General features: G+C 72.7%; 10 protein-coding genes. 6 read left to right on the plus strand and 4 right to left on the minus strand.

Annotated elements, in window-relative coordinates; translation table 11 throughout:
* Positions 1 to 15: 15 nt before the first annotated feature.
* The 3 genes from ACIGQF_RS17180 to ACIGQF_RS17190 form a co-directional block, all read right to left on the minus strand.
* Positions 16 to 1,482 (minus strand): purine-cytosine permease family protein, encoded by a 1,467-nt coding sequence (locus tag ACIGQF_RS17180; RefSeq protein WP_399710724.1) that lies wholly within the window; start codon positions 1,480 to 1,482, stop codon positions 16 to 18.
* 193 nt (positions 1,483 to 1,675) lie between these two features.
* Entirely contained in the window at positions 1,676 to 2,110 is a 435-nt protein-coding gene (locus ACIGQF_RS17185; protein WP_399710726.1) for a hypothetical protein, read from the minus strand.
* 6 nt (positions 2,111 to 2,116) lie between these two features.
* Complete coding sequence (locus ACIGQF_RS17190) at positions 2,117 to 2,461, minus strand: FAD-dependent oxidoreductase (protein WP_399710728.1); 345 nt, start codon at positions 2,459 to 2,461, stop codon at positions 2,117 to 2,119.
* 643 nt (positions 2,462 to 3,104) lie between these two features.
* Here ACIGQF_RS17190 and ftsY point away from each other — a divergent pair.
* The gene (gene ftsY, locus ACIGQF_RS17195) at positions 3,105 to 4,334 is read left to right on the plus strand and encodes a signal recognition particle-docking protein FtsY (protein ID WP_399710730.1); all 1,230 of its coding nucleotides are present in this window, start codon (positions 3,105 to 3,107) and stop codon (positions 4,332 to 4,334) included.
* A 222-nt stretch (positions 4,335 to 4,556) separates the two neighbouring features.
* On the opposite strand, the gene ACIGQF_RS17200 is transcribed toward ftsY, so the two are convergent.
* A complete protein-coding gene (locus ACIGQF_RS17200; RefSeq protein ID WP_399710732.1) occupies positions 4,557 to 5,234 on the minus strand; it encodes a bifunctional DNA primase/polymerase in 678 nt (225 codons plus the stop codon).
* A gap of 442 nt (positions 5,235 to 5,676) precedes the next feature.
* Here ACIGQF_RS17200 and ACIGQF_RS17205 point away from each other — a divergent pair, with 442 nt between their 5' ends.
* From ACIGQF_RS17205 to ffh, 5 genes are all read left to right on the plus strand, one after another.
* Entirely contained in the window at positions 5,677 to 7,167 is a 1,491-nt protein-coding gene (locus tag ACIGQF_RS17205) for a hypothetical protein (RefSeq protein WP_399710990.1), read from the plus strand.
* A 335-nt stretch (positions 7,168 to 7,502) separates the two neighbouring features.
* Positions 7,503 to 8,930 carry an ammonium transporter gene (locus ACIGQF_RS17210; protein WP_399710734.1) on the plus strand — a complete coding sequence of 476 codons (1,428 nt, stop codon included), beginning with the start codon at positions 7,503 to 7,505 and terminating at the stop codon, positions 8,928 to 8,930.
* Entirely contained in the window at positions 8,927 to 9,265 is a 339-nt protein-coding gene (locus ACIGQF_RS17215) for a P-II family nitrogen regulator (RefSeq protein WP_361556198.1), read from the plus strand. Before ACIGQF_RS17210 ends, ACIGQF_RS17215 begins: the two co-directional genes overlap by 4 nt.
* A 965-nt stretch (positions 9,266 to 10,230) precedes the next feature.
* Positions 10,231 to 12,897 carry a [protein-PII] uridylyltransferase gene (locus tag ACIGQF_RS17220; RefSeq protein WP_399710992.1) on the plus strand — a complete coding sequence of 889 codons (2,667 nt, stop codon included), beginning with the start codon at positions 10,231 to 10,233 and terminating at the stop codon, positions 12,895 to 12,897.
* Positions 12,898 to 13,180: 283 nt separating this feature from the next.
* Positions 13,181 to 14,740, plus strand: a complete 1,560-nt coding sequence (gene ffh, locus ACIGQF_RS17225; RefSeq protein WP_399710737.1) for a signal recognition particle protein — start codon at positions 13,181 to 13,183, stop codon at positions 14,738 to 14,740.
* Positions 14,741 to 14,904: the final 164 nt, after the last annotated feature.

Below are 14,904 nucleotides of genomic sequence, written 5' to 3' on the forward strand. Positions count from 1 at the left end.
GACCGCCCGGGTCCGTTACCGCCCGGCCGGTATCGGCTCCGGCGCCGCGTCACCCTTCGCGGGGATGTTCTCGCGCGGCGTGGGCAGCACCGCGAAGACCACGGCGGCGATCACGATCGTGACGGCCCAGCCCAGGCCGTGCGTGCCGAGCCAGGTGCCGGCCAGCGGGCCCGCGAACCACTCGACCTTGGTCAGGCACAGGCCGAGGGCCAGGGCCACGCCCCAGGCGGTCAGCGCCTGCCAGCAGAAGCCGCCCGCGTACCAGTAGCGGCCGCCGCGCGAGGTGTCCATCAGGCCCTCGGCGTCGTACCGGACGGTGCGCCGGTAGCGCCGCAGCATGTCGATCGCGTACACCCCGACCCATGCCGAGAAAGAGACCGCGAGCAGCGTCAGGAAGGCGATGAACTGGCTGATGAAGCTGGTCGCCACCAGCATCATGAACGCGCCGCCGACCAGGCTGATGGCGGCGTTGATGCTGACCGCCAGCGGGCGGGGCAGCTTCACGCCCATGGTCTGCGCGGTGAAGCCGGCGGAGTACATCGACAGGCTGTTGATCAGCAGCATGCCGACCAGCGCGGTGATCAGGTACGGCACGGCCAGCCAGGTCGGCAGGACGTCGCCGAGGAACGCGACCGGGTCGCTCGCCTTGGCCAGGTCGGGCGTGCGGGAGGACATCACGCCGCCCATGAGCACCATCGGCACCATGACCAGCCCCGCGCCCGAGACGGTGGTGGCGACGATCTTCTTGCCGGACGCGGCGTGCGGGAGGTACCGGGTGAAGTCCGGGCCCGAGGGGATCCAGCTGATGCCGCCGGCCGCTATGGTGCCGATGCCCGCGATCATCATCGCCGTGTCGCCGGCCTTCTGGGAGAAGACCTGCTGCCAGTCCATCTTGGCGATCAGGTAGACGAGCACCAGCACGCTGAAGATGCCGAAGAGGTACGTCGACCACTTGTTGCAGACGTTCAGCGCCTTCCGGCCGAGGCCGGAGACCAGGAACGTGGTCGCCACGAAGGCGAACAGGGTGAGCACGGTCAGGAAGTCGTTGCTCTTGATGCCGAAAAGCAGATTCAACACCGTGAGCAGCGCGAACGCGCCGGTGACGGCGTTGATCGTCTCCCAGCCGAAGCGGGCGACCCAGAGGATCATGCCGGGGAAGTAGTTGCCCCGTACGCCGAAGGTGGCGCGCGAGAGCATCAGGCCGGGCGCGCCGCCCCACTTGCCGGTGACCGACAGCAGGCCGGTGAGGCCGAAGGAGACCGCCGCGGCGATCAGCGCGACGACGAGGACCTGCCAGAAGTTCAGGCCGTTGAAGACCACCAGGGCGGCGCCCATGGTCAGGAGCAGCACGCTGATGTTGGCGGCGACCCAGGTCGGGAAGAGCTCGCGGACCCGGCCGTGGCGTTCGTCGTCGGGGACCGGCTCGATGCCTCGGGTCTCGACGGTGCCTTCGGTCTCGGGGGAGGAGGCCGTGGTGTCCATGGTGCAGGTGTCTCTCGTGCGCTGGGGCAAGGGCACCCCCACAGGGGGCAGTCGGCAGCGGCGGTGGTGCCTGGCTGCGGGGCGGCGCGGTGGCCGACGAGGACTCTACGCGCGTTGCGCGGCCATCCACCATCGTACTTTGCACCAACTTCCTGCCGTAAGACCCATTGGACCCTCCGACGAGTCGGGCGCGTCACACTTTTCGTCGGAGGGTCCGACCGGCGGGCGGGTGCCCTGGTCGGCCGGCCGGTGCCGGCACCGGTCCGCGCCGACTCACCCGGTGGTCGGCGGCGCGCAGGATCTCCTCCGCGTCTTCCACCGGCGGATAGATCCAGGTCTCGTTGATCGCGTGCTTCCGGGCCTTGGCTTCGGCGACCGGGGTGTCGTTCAGCGCCCGGTCGAAGCCCTTGGTCAGTACCGCGCCCGCCCCGCCGGGATCGAGGCAGGTGACGTACGGATCTGTGAGGAACGGCTCCCGGTCCGGCCCCAGCAGGTCGGCCGCCGCGTGGTGCCCGGCGAACTTCCCCTGCGGCGTCGCGTGCCGGCAGGACTGCGTCACGGTGCGGCCGTCCTCGGCGGGCGCGGCCGCGGTGTCGCCCGCCGCGTACACCTCCGGCACCCCGCGCATCCGCAGTCACTCGTCGGCCGCCGGCCGCCCCGGCTCGTCGCGCGCGGCAGGAATCCGTGCGGTGATGCCGTCGGCCCGCACTCCGGCCGTCCAGACGGCCGTACGGGCCGGGCCCGCGCTGCCGTCGGAGAGGTGGACGGCCCGCTCGTCGACGCGCTCGACCGTGACGCCGAGCCGCAATACGACCCCCAGCTCGTCCAGCGCCCGCTCGATCACCGGCCGCGCGGGCGCGCCGAGCCCGCGCCCGACGACCTCGTCGCACTCCACCAGGACGACCTCGGCCTCGTCCGCCAGGCCCTGCGGTGCGGCGACCGCCCGCAGCCGGCCCACCGGCTCGGCCGCGATCTCCACCGGTGAACCCGGCGCCGACCGCCACCGCCGTGACCCCGCCCGGTTCCCTCGGGCGCCTCCGGCGGCGCCCGCAGATGCTCCTCCAGGGCGACGGCCGCGGCCATCGTGTCGGCGCCGTGCAGCAGCTCGGCGCCGGGGAGGCGCGGACGGACCGGCGCGCTGCCGGTGGCCGGCACCAGCCGCTCGTACCGGTGCTCCGTGCGGCCGTCGGCGCCCTCGGCGGTGACGGTCCGGCGGCCGGTGTCGATGCCGGTCGCCGTCGCCGCGACGCGGTGTACGCCGATGGGGCCGAGGACGCGGTCCAGCGGGAGGGTCCGCCTCGTACAGCCGGGGGCGGATCACCAGGTCGGGGCCCGGCGCGAGCGGCGTGACCGTGGCGGAGGCGTCATGGGTGCGCAGCAGGCGGGCGGCGCCGGCGGCGGCCCACGTTCCGGCGAAACCGCCGCCCATGATCAGGATGCCCGACATCCAGATTCTCCTTCCGGGCCTCCCCGTGGCGTGTTCCGCGGGGGTGAATCCGGAAAGTACACATCCGGATTAGAACCTGGACAGTGGGCATCCGGATTGAGGTGCGGGGCGGTACGTCTTCGCAATCTGTGGCGTGCGACCCCGCGGGCGCCGTGTGCCCGATACTGAGGGAGTTATGGAAATCGTCATCCTTGCTGTAGTCATCGCTGTGGTCGCGCTCGGCGCGATCAGCGGGCTCGTCGTCAGCAGCCGCAGGAAGAAGCAGCTGCCGCCGCCCCCGCCGACCACCCCGTCCGTCACCGCGCCCCCTGCGGAACCGCAGGTCGGTGAGGACGCCGAGACCCCCCGCGACGAGGAGCGTCGCACCATCGAAGAGGTCGGTCTGCCGGACTCCGGCGCCACCCTCGTCGAGGAACCGCCCGTCGCCGAGCCGGAGGCGCCCGCGGCGCCCGAGGTCGAGGTGCCGGAGCCGACCGCCGGCCGGCTCGTCCGGCTGCGCGCCCGACTCTCCCGCTCGCAGAACTCCCTGGGCAAGGGCCTGCTCACGCTGCTCTCCCGGGAACACCTGGACGAGGACACCTGGGAGGAGATCGAGGACACCCTGCTCACCGCCGACGTCGGTGTGCAGCCCACGCAGGAGCTGGTCGAGCGGCTGCGCGAGCGCGTGAAGGTGCTCGGCACCCGCACCCCCGACGAGCTGCGCGCGCTGCTCCGTGAGGAGCTGCTCCAGCTCATCGGTACCGAGGCCGACCGCGCCGTGAACACCGCGAACGGCCTGGGCGCAGGCGGCCAGGAGATCCCCGGCGTCGTCATGGTCGTCGGCGTCAACGGCACCGGTAAGACCACCACCACCGGCAAGCTCGCCCGCGTGCTGGTCGCCGACGGCAAGTCCGTCGTGCTCGGCGCGGCCGACACCTTCCGTGCCGCCGCCGCCGATCAGCTCCAGACCTGGGGCGAGCGGGTCGGCGCCCGCACCGTGCGCGGACCCGAGGCCGGCGACCCCGCCTCGGTCGCCTTCGACTCGGTGAAGGAAGGTATCTCCGAGGGCGCCGACGTCGTTTTGATCGACACCGCCGGCCGGCTGCACACCAAGACCGGCCTCATGGACGAGCTGGGCAAGGTCAAGCGGGTCGTGGAGAAGCACGGCCCGGTCGGCGAGGTGCTGCTCGTCCTGGACGCCACCACCGGCCAGAACGGCCTGGTCCAGGCCCGGGTCTTCGCCGAGGTCGTGGACATCACCGGCGTGGTGCTCACCAAGCTGGACGGCACGGCCAAGGGCGGCATCATCGTCGCCGTCCAGCGCGAACTGGGCGTCCCGGTCAAGCTGGTGGGCCTGGGTGAGGGCGCCGACGACCTGGCACCGTTCGAGCCCGAGGCGTTCGTCGACGCCCTGATCGGCGACTGACCGGAGCGTGAACGGGTTAACCCGGGCACCCGCACCGATACGGATACACCGAGCCCCGCCGCACACGAAGTGCGGCGGGGCTCGGTGCGTGCGCCCGGCGGCGCAGCGCGGGGATGACGGGCCCGGCGACCGGACGCGGGACGATGGTTTTCGGGCGGGTGTACGAAGAGGCGCCGCGCTCCGGCGGCCGGAACGCGGCGGTGGGGGAGCGGGGCGCGGAGGTCAGGCGCACACCCGGTGGCAGACGTACGCAAGGGTGCCCAGCAGCAGCTTCGCCTCCGGGGGGTGGCCCGCGCTGTCCAGCGTCGGCGGCCGCAGCCAGCGCATCGGCCCCAGGCCCGCGAGGTCGCACGGCGGCGCGACGACGTGATCGCCGGGGCCCAGGCAGCGCAGGTCCAGCGAGGCGTCGTCCCAGCCCATGCGGTACAGCAGGGTCGGCAGTCCGGCAGCGGCGCCCGGCGCCACGAAGAACAGCGCCCGCCCGGTCGGGGTGGCGGCCACCGGGCCCAGGGGCAGGCCCATCCGTTCGAGCCGGACCAGGGCCGTGCGGCCCGCCGCGACCGGTACGTCCAGGACGTCGAAGGTGCGGCCGACCGGCAGCAGCACCGCGGCGCCCGGCGTCTCCGCCCAGACCGCCGCCGCCTTCTCCAGCGTGGTGCCGGCGGGGAGGGCGTCCGCGAAGGCGAGGGGGTGGGCACCGGGCGCCGCGCAGTCCGCCGTCCCGCACGAGCAGGCCGTGCGGCCGTCGCCGCCCCGTGCCGCGCGGGCGCCGGGGACCACGTCCCAGCCCCAGAGTCCGGTGTACTCCGCCACCGCGGTGCCCTCGGCCGAGCGGACGCGCCTCTTGGTGCCATGGCGGATGTCGCGGAACTCCCGGATGCCGCCGATCGTGAAGCCCATGCCCCCTCCAACGGGTCCTGCATGCCAGTGGTTACGTGCCGGAGTTTTGCCGTGACGCTCCGTCGACAGTCGTCGCCGTCGCTGGTGTGACGTAGTGCTTCGGGTTGTGCGGCGTGGCACGCGCGCCCTTGAGTGCTTCTCTCCGCCCAACCCTTTGCGACCTGTGTCAAGTCAATCGCGAGGAGCCGCGGAGGAGTTCATTCGAAGGGGTGGCGAATGGTGGCGTTTCCCGGCTCGGCCTCGCGGGAGGCGTGATCGTAGGATTACTTTCGGTGCACGAACCGGGAGGGGTATCCGCCAAGCGGGTATGCCAAAGGCAAGGGAGTGACCGTCCGGCGGCTTTCCGTAGGCCGGAATCCGTGGTCGGCTGGGGTCACTCCAGGACAGGCGTCGCGAAGGAGCGGCATCCTGTCTGAGGTTCGTGACAGAGCGACAGATCCGGATGGGGGCGTTCGAGTTGGGCGGCAACGGCGGCACGTGCGCTGACAAGCGCCCGAACGAGCAACTGGGCTCGTGGTTCGTGCGCAGCGGCTGGTCCAAGGGCGAACTCGCCCGCCAGGTCAACCGCCGTGCCCGGCAGCTGGGCGCGCACCACATCAGTACGGACACCTCACGGGTCCGCCGCTGGCTGGACGGCGAGCAGCCCCGCGAGCCGATCCCCCGGATCCTCTCCGAGCTGTTCTCCGAGCGCTTCGGGTGCGTCGTGGGCATCGAGGACCTGGGCCTGCGCAGCGCGCACCAGTCCCCGTCCGTCTCGGGCGTGGACCTTCCCTGGGCCGGGCCCCAGACGGTGTCGCTCATCAGCGAGTTCTCGCGCAGCGACCTCATGCTGGCGCGGCGCGGCTTCCTCGGGACCTCACTGGCGCTGGCCGCCGGGCCCGCCCTCATCGAGCCCATGCAGCGCTGGCTGGTCCCCACGCCCGCCGGCGGCGCGGGCGAGGCCGGATCCGACGGCGGCGGACGCCGCCGCGGCGGCCGGCTCTCGCAGCCCGAGCTGGAGCTGCTGGAGTCCACCACCATGATGTTCCGGCAGTGGGACGCCCAGTGCGGCGGCGGGCTCCGCCGCAAGGCCGTCGTCGGGCAGCTCCACGAAGTCACCGACCTGCTCCAGGAGTCGCACCCCGAAGCGGTCTCCAAGCGGCTGTTCAAGGTCGCCGCCGAACTGGCCGAGCTGGCGGGCTGGATGAGCTACGACATCGGTCTGCAGCCCACGGCCCAGAAGTACTTCGTCCTCGCGCTGCACGCGTCCAAGGAGGCCGGCGACAAGCCCCTGGGCTCGTACATCCTCTCCAGCATGAGCCGCCAGATGATCCACCTCGGGCGCCCCGAGGACGCCCTGGAGCTGATCCACCTCGCGCAGTACGGCAGCCGGGAAATGGCCACCCCGCGCACGCAGGCCATGCTGTATGCGATGGAGGCCCGCGCGTACGCCGGCATCGGCCACCCCAGCAAGGTCAAGCGGGCCGTCCGGATGGCCGAGGACACCTACGCCGACGTCGAGCCCGGCGCGCAGCTCGAACCGGACTGGATCCGCTTCTTCTCCGAGGCCGAGCTGAACGCCGAGAACGCCCACTCCTACCGCGACCTCGCCTACGTAGCCGGCCGCAGCCCCACGTACGCCTCGCTGGCGCACCCGGTGATGGAGCGTGCCGTCGAGCTGTTCGGCAAGGACCAGGAGCACCAGCGCTCGTACGCCCTCAACCTCATCGGCATGGCCACGGTCCACCTGCTGCAGCGCGAGCCCGAGCAGTGCGCGGACATGGCCCAGAAGGCCATACCGTTCGCGAAGCAGGTCCGCTCGGAGCGGGTCAACACCCGGCTGCGCAAGACCGTCGACACCGCGGCCCGGGACTTCTCCGACGTGGCCGAGGTCATCCAGCTGACCGAAGAACTGCAGCACCATCTGCCGGAGACCGCCGCGGAGGCCGTCTAGAGAGGCCCGGCCCCGCACGGAGGCCGCCCAGCGGCCCGGCCCACGCGGCACCTCCCGCGCGCGGCCGGTACCGCCGAAGACCCCGGCCGCGACCACGCCCCGTACAGTCCGACTCGGCTCCCCCATCGCCAGGTCTGAGGGCAGTGGTCGCGGCCGGTCCGCGGTTTCCGTGGCCTCCGCAGGCGTTCATCCGGGCGTAACACCGCCGTCGCCTTCGTCACGGCGGCGAAACACCGGGGCGCTCCACCGGAAACGGCGCTGCGCCAATCTCGTGGCGAGAGTCGGCCCATCAGCACCACCCCCGCACGGGCCGCATCGACGACGAGGAGACGCCGATGCCCCCAGGCATCCTGACGCTCGCAGCAGACAAGGCCGAGCTGAGCCCGGCCGACACCGGATTCATGCTGATCGCCACCGCCCTGGTGATGGTGATGACCCCCGCGCTCGCGTTCTTCTACGGCGGCATGGTCCGCGTGAAGAGCGTCCTGAACATGCTGATGATGAGTTTCATCAGCCTCGGCCTGGTGACCGTTCTGTGGGTGCTGTACGGCTTCAGCCTCGCCTTCGGTACCGACCACGGCTCCGTCATCGGCTTCAGCGGCGACTACGTGGGACTCAGCGGCATCGGGCTCACCGAGCTGTGGGACGGCTACACCATCCCGGTCTACGTCTTCGCGGCCTTCCAGCTGATGTTCGCCATCCTCACCCCCGCCCTGATCAGCGGTGCGCTCGCGGACCGGGTGAAGTTCACCGCCTGGGCGCTGTTCGTCGTCCTGTGGGCGACGATCGTGTACTTCCCGGTCGCCCACTGGGTCTGGGGCGCCGGCGGCTGGCTCTTCGAACTCGGCGTGATCGACTTCGCGGGCGGTACGGCCGTCCACATCAACGCCGGTGCCGCGGCGCTGGGCGTGATCTTCGTCGTGGGCAAGCGGATCGGCTTCAAGAAGGACCCCATGCGGCCGCACAGCCTGCCGCTCGTCATGCTCGGCGCGGGCCTGCTGTGGTTCGGCTGGTTCGGCTTCAACGCCGGCTCCTGGCTCGGCAACGGTGACGGCGTGGGCGCGGTGGCCTTCCTGAACACGCAGGTCGCCACCGGTGCGGCGATGCTCGGCTGGCTCGCGTACGAGAAGCTGCGGCACGGCTCGTTCACCACTCTGGGCGCCGCGTCCGGCGCGGTCGCCGGCCTGGTCGCGATCACCCCCGCCTGTGGCTCCGTCAGCCCGCTCGGCGCGATCGCCATCGGCGTCATCGCGGGCGTCCTGTGCGCCATGGCCGTCGGCCTCAAGTACAAGTTCGGCTACGACGACTCCCTCGACGTCGTCGGCGTCCACCTGGTCGGCGGTGTCGTCGGCTCGCTGCTCATCGGCTTCTTCGCCACCGGCGGCGTACAGAGCAAGGCCCAGGGCCTGTTCTACGGCGGCGGCCTCGCCCAGCTCGGCAAGCAGTCCGTCGGTGTGGTGAGCGTGCTGCTCTACTCCCTCGTCGTCTCGTTCGTCCTTGCCAAGGTCATCGACCTGGTGATGGGCTTCCGGGTCAGCGAGGACGAGGAGCTGGCGGGCGTGGACCAGGCCGCCCACGCGGAGACGGCGTACGACTACGGCGGCACCGGCGGCGGTTCGGCCCTGGCCCGTACGGCGGCACCGGCGTCGGCGTCGGCTTCCGGTGACGGCCCGGCCGGTGGCACGGCCTCGGCCTCGCAGACAGGATCATCGGATCGGGCCCAGGGCGGGACCCCGGGCAAGGCGAAGAAGGTGGACGCGTGAAGCTCATCACGGCAGTAATCAAGCCGCACCGGCTGGACGAGGTGAAGGAGGCCCTGCAGTCGTTCGGCGTGCACGGCCTGACCGTCACCGAGGCCAGCGGCTACGGCCGGCAGCGCGGCCACACGGAGGTGTACCGCGGCGCCGAGTACACCGTGGACCTCGTCCCCAAGATCCGCATCGAGGTCCTGGTCGAGGACGCCGACGCCGAACAACTGGTCGAGGTAGTCGTCAAGGCCGCCCGCACCGGCAAGATCGGCGACGGCAAGGTCTGGAGTGTCCCGGTGGAAGAAGCGGTCCGAGTGCGAACGGGGGAGCGGGGGCCGGATGCGCTTTGAGGACTGAGGGGGCGGGGCATCGGTTGGGGCCGGTTGGTGGGGGTGGGCCCCGGTCGGTGGGATGGCGCCCGATCGCCGCGGTCGCCGCAAACCCGGTCGGTGGGGCGTGGCCTGTGGCTTCGGTGGGCGGGGGCCGTCTCGGCTCCTCGAATTGCAGTCCGGGGACTGAGGCCGGGGACGCGCGCTTGTGGTCCGGGCTGACGCAGGCTTGTGGTCCGGGCTGGGGCTTCGGTGACCGGCGCCCGGTGACCCAGTGCCCCAGTGACGCGGTCGGCCAGGGGCCGGGCCGGCCGGGTGACCGGCGGCGTAGGTGGCCGGCGAGGGGCGGCCTGGCTGTTCGGTCGGGTGCTGGCCGGTGCTCCGGCTCCCCGGGCGACGGACGGTGGCCTGTTGGTCGGCGACCGGACGTGTTGGGGCGGGGCGCCGACCGCCGGTGATCGTGCGGCCGGTGATCGTGTGGCGGCGGTGGCTGCGATGGGCGGCCGTCGGCGGACCGGGCGGCGGAGACGGCGTACGGGCGACCGGCGGGCAGCGTCCGGTCCGTACGGGTGAGGGGCGGGCGGCGCGGCGCCGTCCCGGCGGGAAGCGGGCAGCTTGTCCGGGCGAGGGGCGGACACGACCACCGGGGGCAGGACCGAGACGACCGAGGAGCGCCTGAGGTGACGGACAGCGTGGAGGAAGCGGCGACGCCCGGCGGGCCGGGTGCGGCCCCGGGCGCATCGGGGACGGCGGCCGGAGGCCCGGCCGCCGGTGAGGCACGGACGGCAGCCGGGGGCCCGGCGGCCCGCGGAGACGCGGCCGACGCCCGTGACGGCCGGGCCGAGCTCCGAGACAAGGAGGCCGGCGGCGACGGAACCGAACTCCGCCGCAGCAAGGCCGAACCGGACGGCGACCGGGCCAAGTCCGGCGACGCCACGGCTGACTCCCGGCAGGCCGACGACGAGGGCGGCTACGCCGCCGACCGGCTGCGGTTGCTCCAGGACGCCACGGTGACCGGCGCGGACCGTCGGACCACCCTCGCCCGGCTGACCGACCGCTGGCTGGCCGGCCTCTTCGAGAGCGCCGCCGCGCGGAGTGGCGTCGGCGGGGCCGCGCTCGTCGCCGTCGGCGGCTACGGCCGCGGCGAACTCTCCCCCCGCAGCGACCTCGACCTGCTCCTCCTCCACGACGGCAGGGCCTCGGCCCAGGAGGTCGCGGCCCTCGCCGACCGCCTCTGGTACCCCCTCTGGGATCTCGGCCTGGACCTGGACCACTCCGTCCGCACACTCGCCGAGGCCCGCCGTACCGCCCGCGACGACCTCAAGGCACAGCTCGGCCTGCTCGACGCCCGTCACCTCGCGGGCAGCGCCGACCTCACCGCCGCCCTGCGCACCGCGAGCTTCGCCGACTGGCGCGAGTCGGCCCTCAAACGCCTCCCCGAACTCCACGCCCTCTGCCTGGACCGGGCCGACCGCCAGGGCGAACTGCAGTACCTCCTCGAACCCGACCTCAAGGAGGCCAGAGGCGGCCTCCGCGACGTCACCGCCCTGCGCGCGGTCGCCGCGTCCTGGCTCGCCGACGCGCCCCGGGCCGGCCTGGAAGAGGCCCGCGGCTGCCTGCTGGACGTACGCGACGCCCTGCACCTGGTGACCGGACGGGCCACCGACCGGCTCGCGCTCCAGGAGCAGGACCAGGTCGCGGCGGCCCTCGGCCTCCTCGACGCCGACGCCCTGCTGCGCCAGGTATACGAGTCGGCGCGCACGATCTCGTACGCCGGCGACGTGACCTGGCGAGAGGTCGGCCGGGTGCTCCGCTCCCGCTCCGTACGGCCGTCACTGCGCGGCCTGATCAGCGGACGCGGTGGACGGAACGGGCGGACAGCGGGCCGGGGCGAGCGCTCGCCGCTGGCCGAGGGCGTCGTCGAGCACGAGGGCGAGGTCGTACTGGCCCGCACCGCCCGCCCCGAACGCGACGCCGTCCTGCCGCTGAGAGCCGCGGCCGCCGCCGCCCAGGCCGGCCTGCCCCTCTCCCCGCACGCCGTGCGGCGGCTGGCCACGGTGGCCCGGCCGCTGCCCGTGCCGTGGCCCGCCGAGGCCCGTGAGGAACTGCTGACCCTGCTGGGCGCGGGGGCGCGCACGGTGCCCGTCTGGGAGGCGCTGGAGGCCGAGGGGATCATCACCCGGCTGCTGCCGGACTGGGAGCGGGTGCGCTGCCGGCCGCAGCGCAACGCCGTGCACCGCTGGACCGTCGACCGGCACCTCGTCGAGACGGCCGTACGCGCCTCCGCCCTGACCCGGCGCGTCCACCGCCCCGACCTGCTCCTGATGGCCGCGCTGCTGCACGACATCGGCAAGGGCTGGCCCGGCGACCACTCGGTGTCCGGTGAGACCATCGCCCGCGACGTGACCGCCCGCCTCGGTTTCGACGCCAAGGACACGGACGTCGTCGCCACCCTGGTCCGCCACCACCTCCTCCTCATCGAGACCGCCACCCGCCGCGACCTGGACGACCCGGCCACGATCGCCTCGGTCGCCCGGGTGGTCGGCACGGCCGGCACGCTGGAACTGCTGCACGCGCTCACCGAGGCCGACGCCCTGGCCACCGGGCCCGCCGCCTGGAGCCGCTGGCGCGAGGGGCTGGTCGCCGACCTGGTGCGGCGGGTCGGCGGACTGCTCGCGGGGGAGCCGGACGCGACCACGACCACCCCGTGGGAGCCCACCGCGGAACAGGAACGCCTCGCCGTCGAGGCCTGGCGCACCGGCGAACCCGTACTGGCCCTGCACACCCGGACCGAACCGCCCGTCCCCGCCCCACAGTCCACGACCACCCGGGGCGCCCCGGATTCCTCGGGCTCCTCGGTCTCTCCAGGCCCCCCAGCCTTCCCGGACTCTTCGGCCTCTCCGGAGGACCCGGGTCTCGGGGACGACCGGGAGACGGGCCGGGAGTCCGCCGGAGATCCGGAACCGGTCGGCGTCGAGCTCCTGCTCGCCGTACCGGACAGACCCGGCATCCTCCCCGCCACGGCAGGCGTACTCGCCGTGCACCGGCTCACCGTCCGCGCCGCCGACCTGCGCGTCATGCCACTGCCGGAGAGCCTGTACGGCACGGAGACCGGCGCGACGGACAGCACGGGGAACAGCGCGACGGGCGGCACGAAGGACTGCACGAAGGGCAGCGCGGGCGGCAGCGTGGTGGACGGCGCCCCGCGTGCCGTCACCCGCCGTCCGATGCTGCTCCTCAGCTGGCGGGTGGCAGCCGAGTACGGCTCGCTGCCGCAGGCGGTCCGGCTCCGCGCCGACCTCGTACGGGCCCTGGACGGCACGCTCGACATCCCCGCGCGCCTGGCCGAGCGCGAACGGGCCTACGCGCGGCGCTCGCGCGGCCTTCAGGCGCCGCCGCCCCGGGTGGCGGTGGCGCCCGGCGGTTCCCGCTCCGCCACCGTGATCGAGGTACGCGCCCAGGACGCCCAGGGCCTGCTGTACCGGATCGGCCGCGCCCTGGAGGACGCCGGCGTCACCGTACGCAGCGCTCACGTCAGCACCCTGGGCGCCAACGCCGTGGACGCCTTCTACGTCACCGACGCCGACGGCTCCCCGCTTCCGCCCGCCACCGCGACGGAGGTGGCCCAGGCCGTGGAGCGCGCCTTGAAGTGACCGGAGCGCCCTTCCCGCTCCGGCGGCCGGACAGGACGGCGGACGGGACGGGGCCCCCACGGAAGCGTCGGGCGCGACGGAAGCGTCGGGCCCCACGGACGCGGCGGGCGCGTCGGGCACGACGGACCGGTCGGGCGCCGCAAGCGTGCCGTGGTGCACCCCGCGTACCTGGGGATACCGTCCCCGTCCGCCTCTTCGGGTAGGCCGGGACGTTCTGTACCGTGGGGCGGATACTCTAGAAGCCGATTGACTCCACCCCCGACCCCGAGGATCGACGACCGCCGTGTTCGATACGCTTTCCGACCGCCTGGCGAGTACTTTCAAAAATCTCCGGGGCAAGGGGCGCCTCTCCGAGGCGGACATCGACGCCACCGCGCGTGAGATCCGTATCGCCCTGCTCGAAGCGGATGTCGCGCTCCCCGTCGTCCGCGCCTTCATCAAGCAGGTGAAGGAGCGTGCGCTGGGCGCCGAGGTCTCCCAGGCGCTGAACCCCGCCCAGCAGGTCATCAAGATCGTCAACGAGGAGCTCATCGGCATCCTCGGCGGCGAGACCCGTCGCCTGCGCTTCGCCAAGCAGCCGCCGACGGTCATCATGCTCGCCGGTCTGCAGGGTGCCGGTAAGACCACCCTGGCCGGCAAGCTCGGCCGCTGGCTCAAGGCACAGGGCCACGCCCCGCTGCTGGTCGCCTGTGACCTCCAGCGTCCGAACGCCGTGAACCAGCTCACCGTCGTCGCCGAGCGCGCCGGTGTCGCGATCTTCGCCCCGGAGCCGGGCAACGGCGTCGGCGACCCGGTCAAGGTCGCCCAGGACTCGATCGAGTTCGCCCGTGCCAAGCAGCACGACGTCGTGCTCGTCGACACCGCCGGCCGCCTGGGCATCGACCAGGAGCTGATGCAGCAGGCCGCGGACATCCGGGACGCGGTCAAGCCCGACGAGGTCCTCTTCGTCGTCGACGCCATGATCGGCCAGGACGCGGTCAACACCGCCGAGGCGTTCCGCGACGGCGTCGGCTTCGACGGCGTCGTGCTCTCCAAGCTCGACGGCGACGCCCGCGGTGGTGCCGCGCTCTCCATCGCGCACGTCACCGGCAAGCAGATCATGTTCGCCTCCAACGGCGAGAAGCTGGACGACTTCGACGCGTTCCACCCGGACCGCATGGCGTCCCGCATCCTTGGCATGGGCGACATGCTGTCGCTCATCGAGAAGGCCGAGCAGACCTTCAGCCAGGCCGAGGCCGAGAAGATGGCGGCCAAGCTGCAGAAGGGCCCGAAGGAGTTCACGCTCGACGACTTCCTGGCCCAGATGGAGCAGGTCCGCAAGATGGGCTCCATCTCCAAGCTGCTCGGCATGCTGCCCGGCATGGCGCAGATGAAGGACCAGATCAACAACCTGGACGAGCGGGACGTCGACCGCACCGCCGCGATCATCAAGTCGATGACCCCGGGCGAGCGCCAGGACCCGACCATCATCAACGGTTCCCGCCGTGCTCGTATCGCGCGCGGTTCGGGTGTCGACGTCAGCGCCGTGAAGAGCCTGGTGGAGCGCTTCTTCGACGCCCGCAAGATGATGTCGAAGATGGCCCAGGGCGGCGGCATGCCGGGGATGCCGGGCATGCCCGGGATGCCTGGCATGGGTGGCGGTGCCAAGAAGAAGAAGCAGCAGAAGAAGGCCAAGGGCAAGCAGCGCAGCGGCAACCCCATGAAGCGCAAGGCCGAGGAGGAGGCCGCCGCGGCGCGCCGCGAGGCCGCCCAGAACGGCAACCCGCTCGGCCTCCCGCAGGGCGGCCAGGACGACCCGAAGAACTTTGAACTCCCGGAGGAATTCAAGAAGTTCATGGGCTGATGCAGCTGATGCAGTTGAGGGGGCTGACCGAGCTGGTGTACTTGAGACAGCTGACACGACTGAGTCGGCTGGTGCACCCCCGCACGCAGTAGCCTCCCGCCCCCACGGCCCCGCCCGGACCCCTCCGGCCGGGGCCGTCGGCATACCCGGAGCGACGCGCGTAC

Origin of the sequence: Streptomyces sp. NPDC053560 (assembly GCF_044544605.1) — a bacterium.
Classification (GTDB): Bacteria; Actinomycetota; Actinomycetes; order Streptomycetales; family Streptomycetaceae; genus Streptomyces.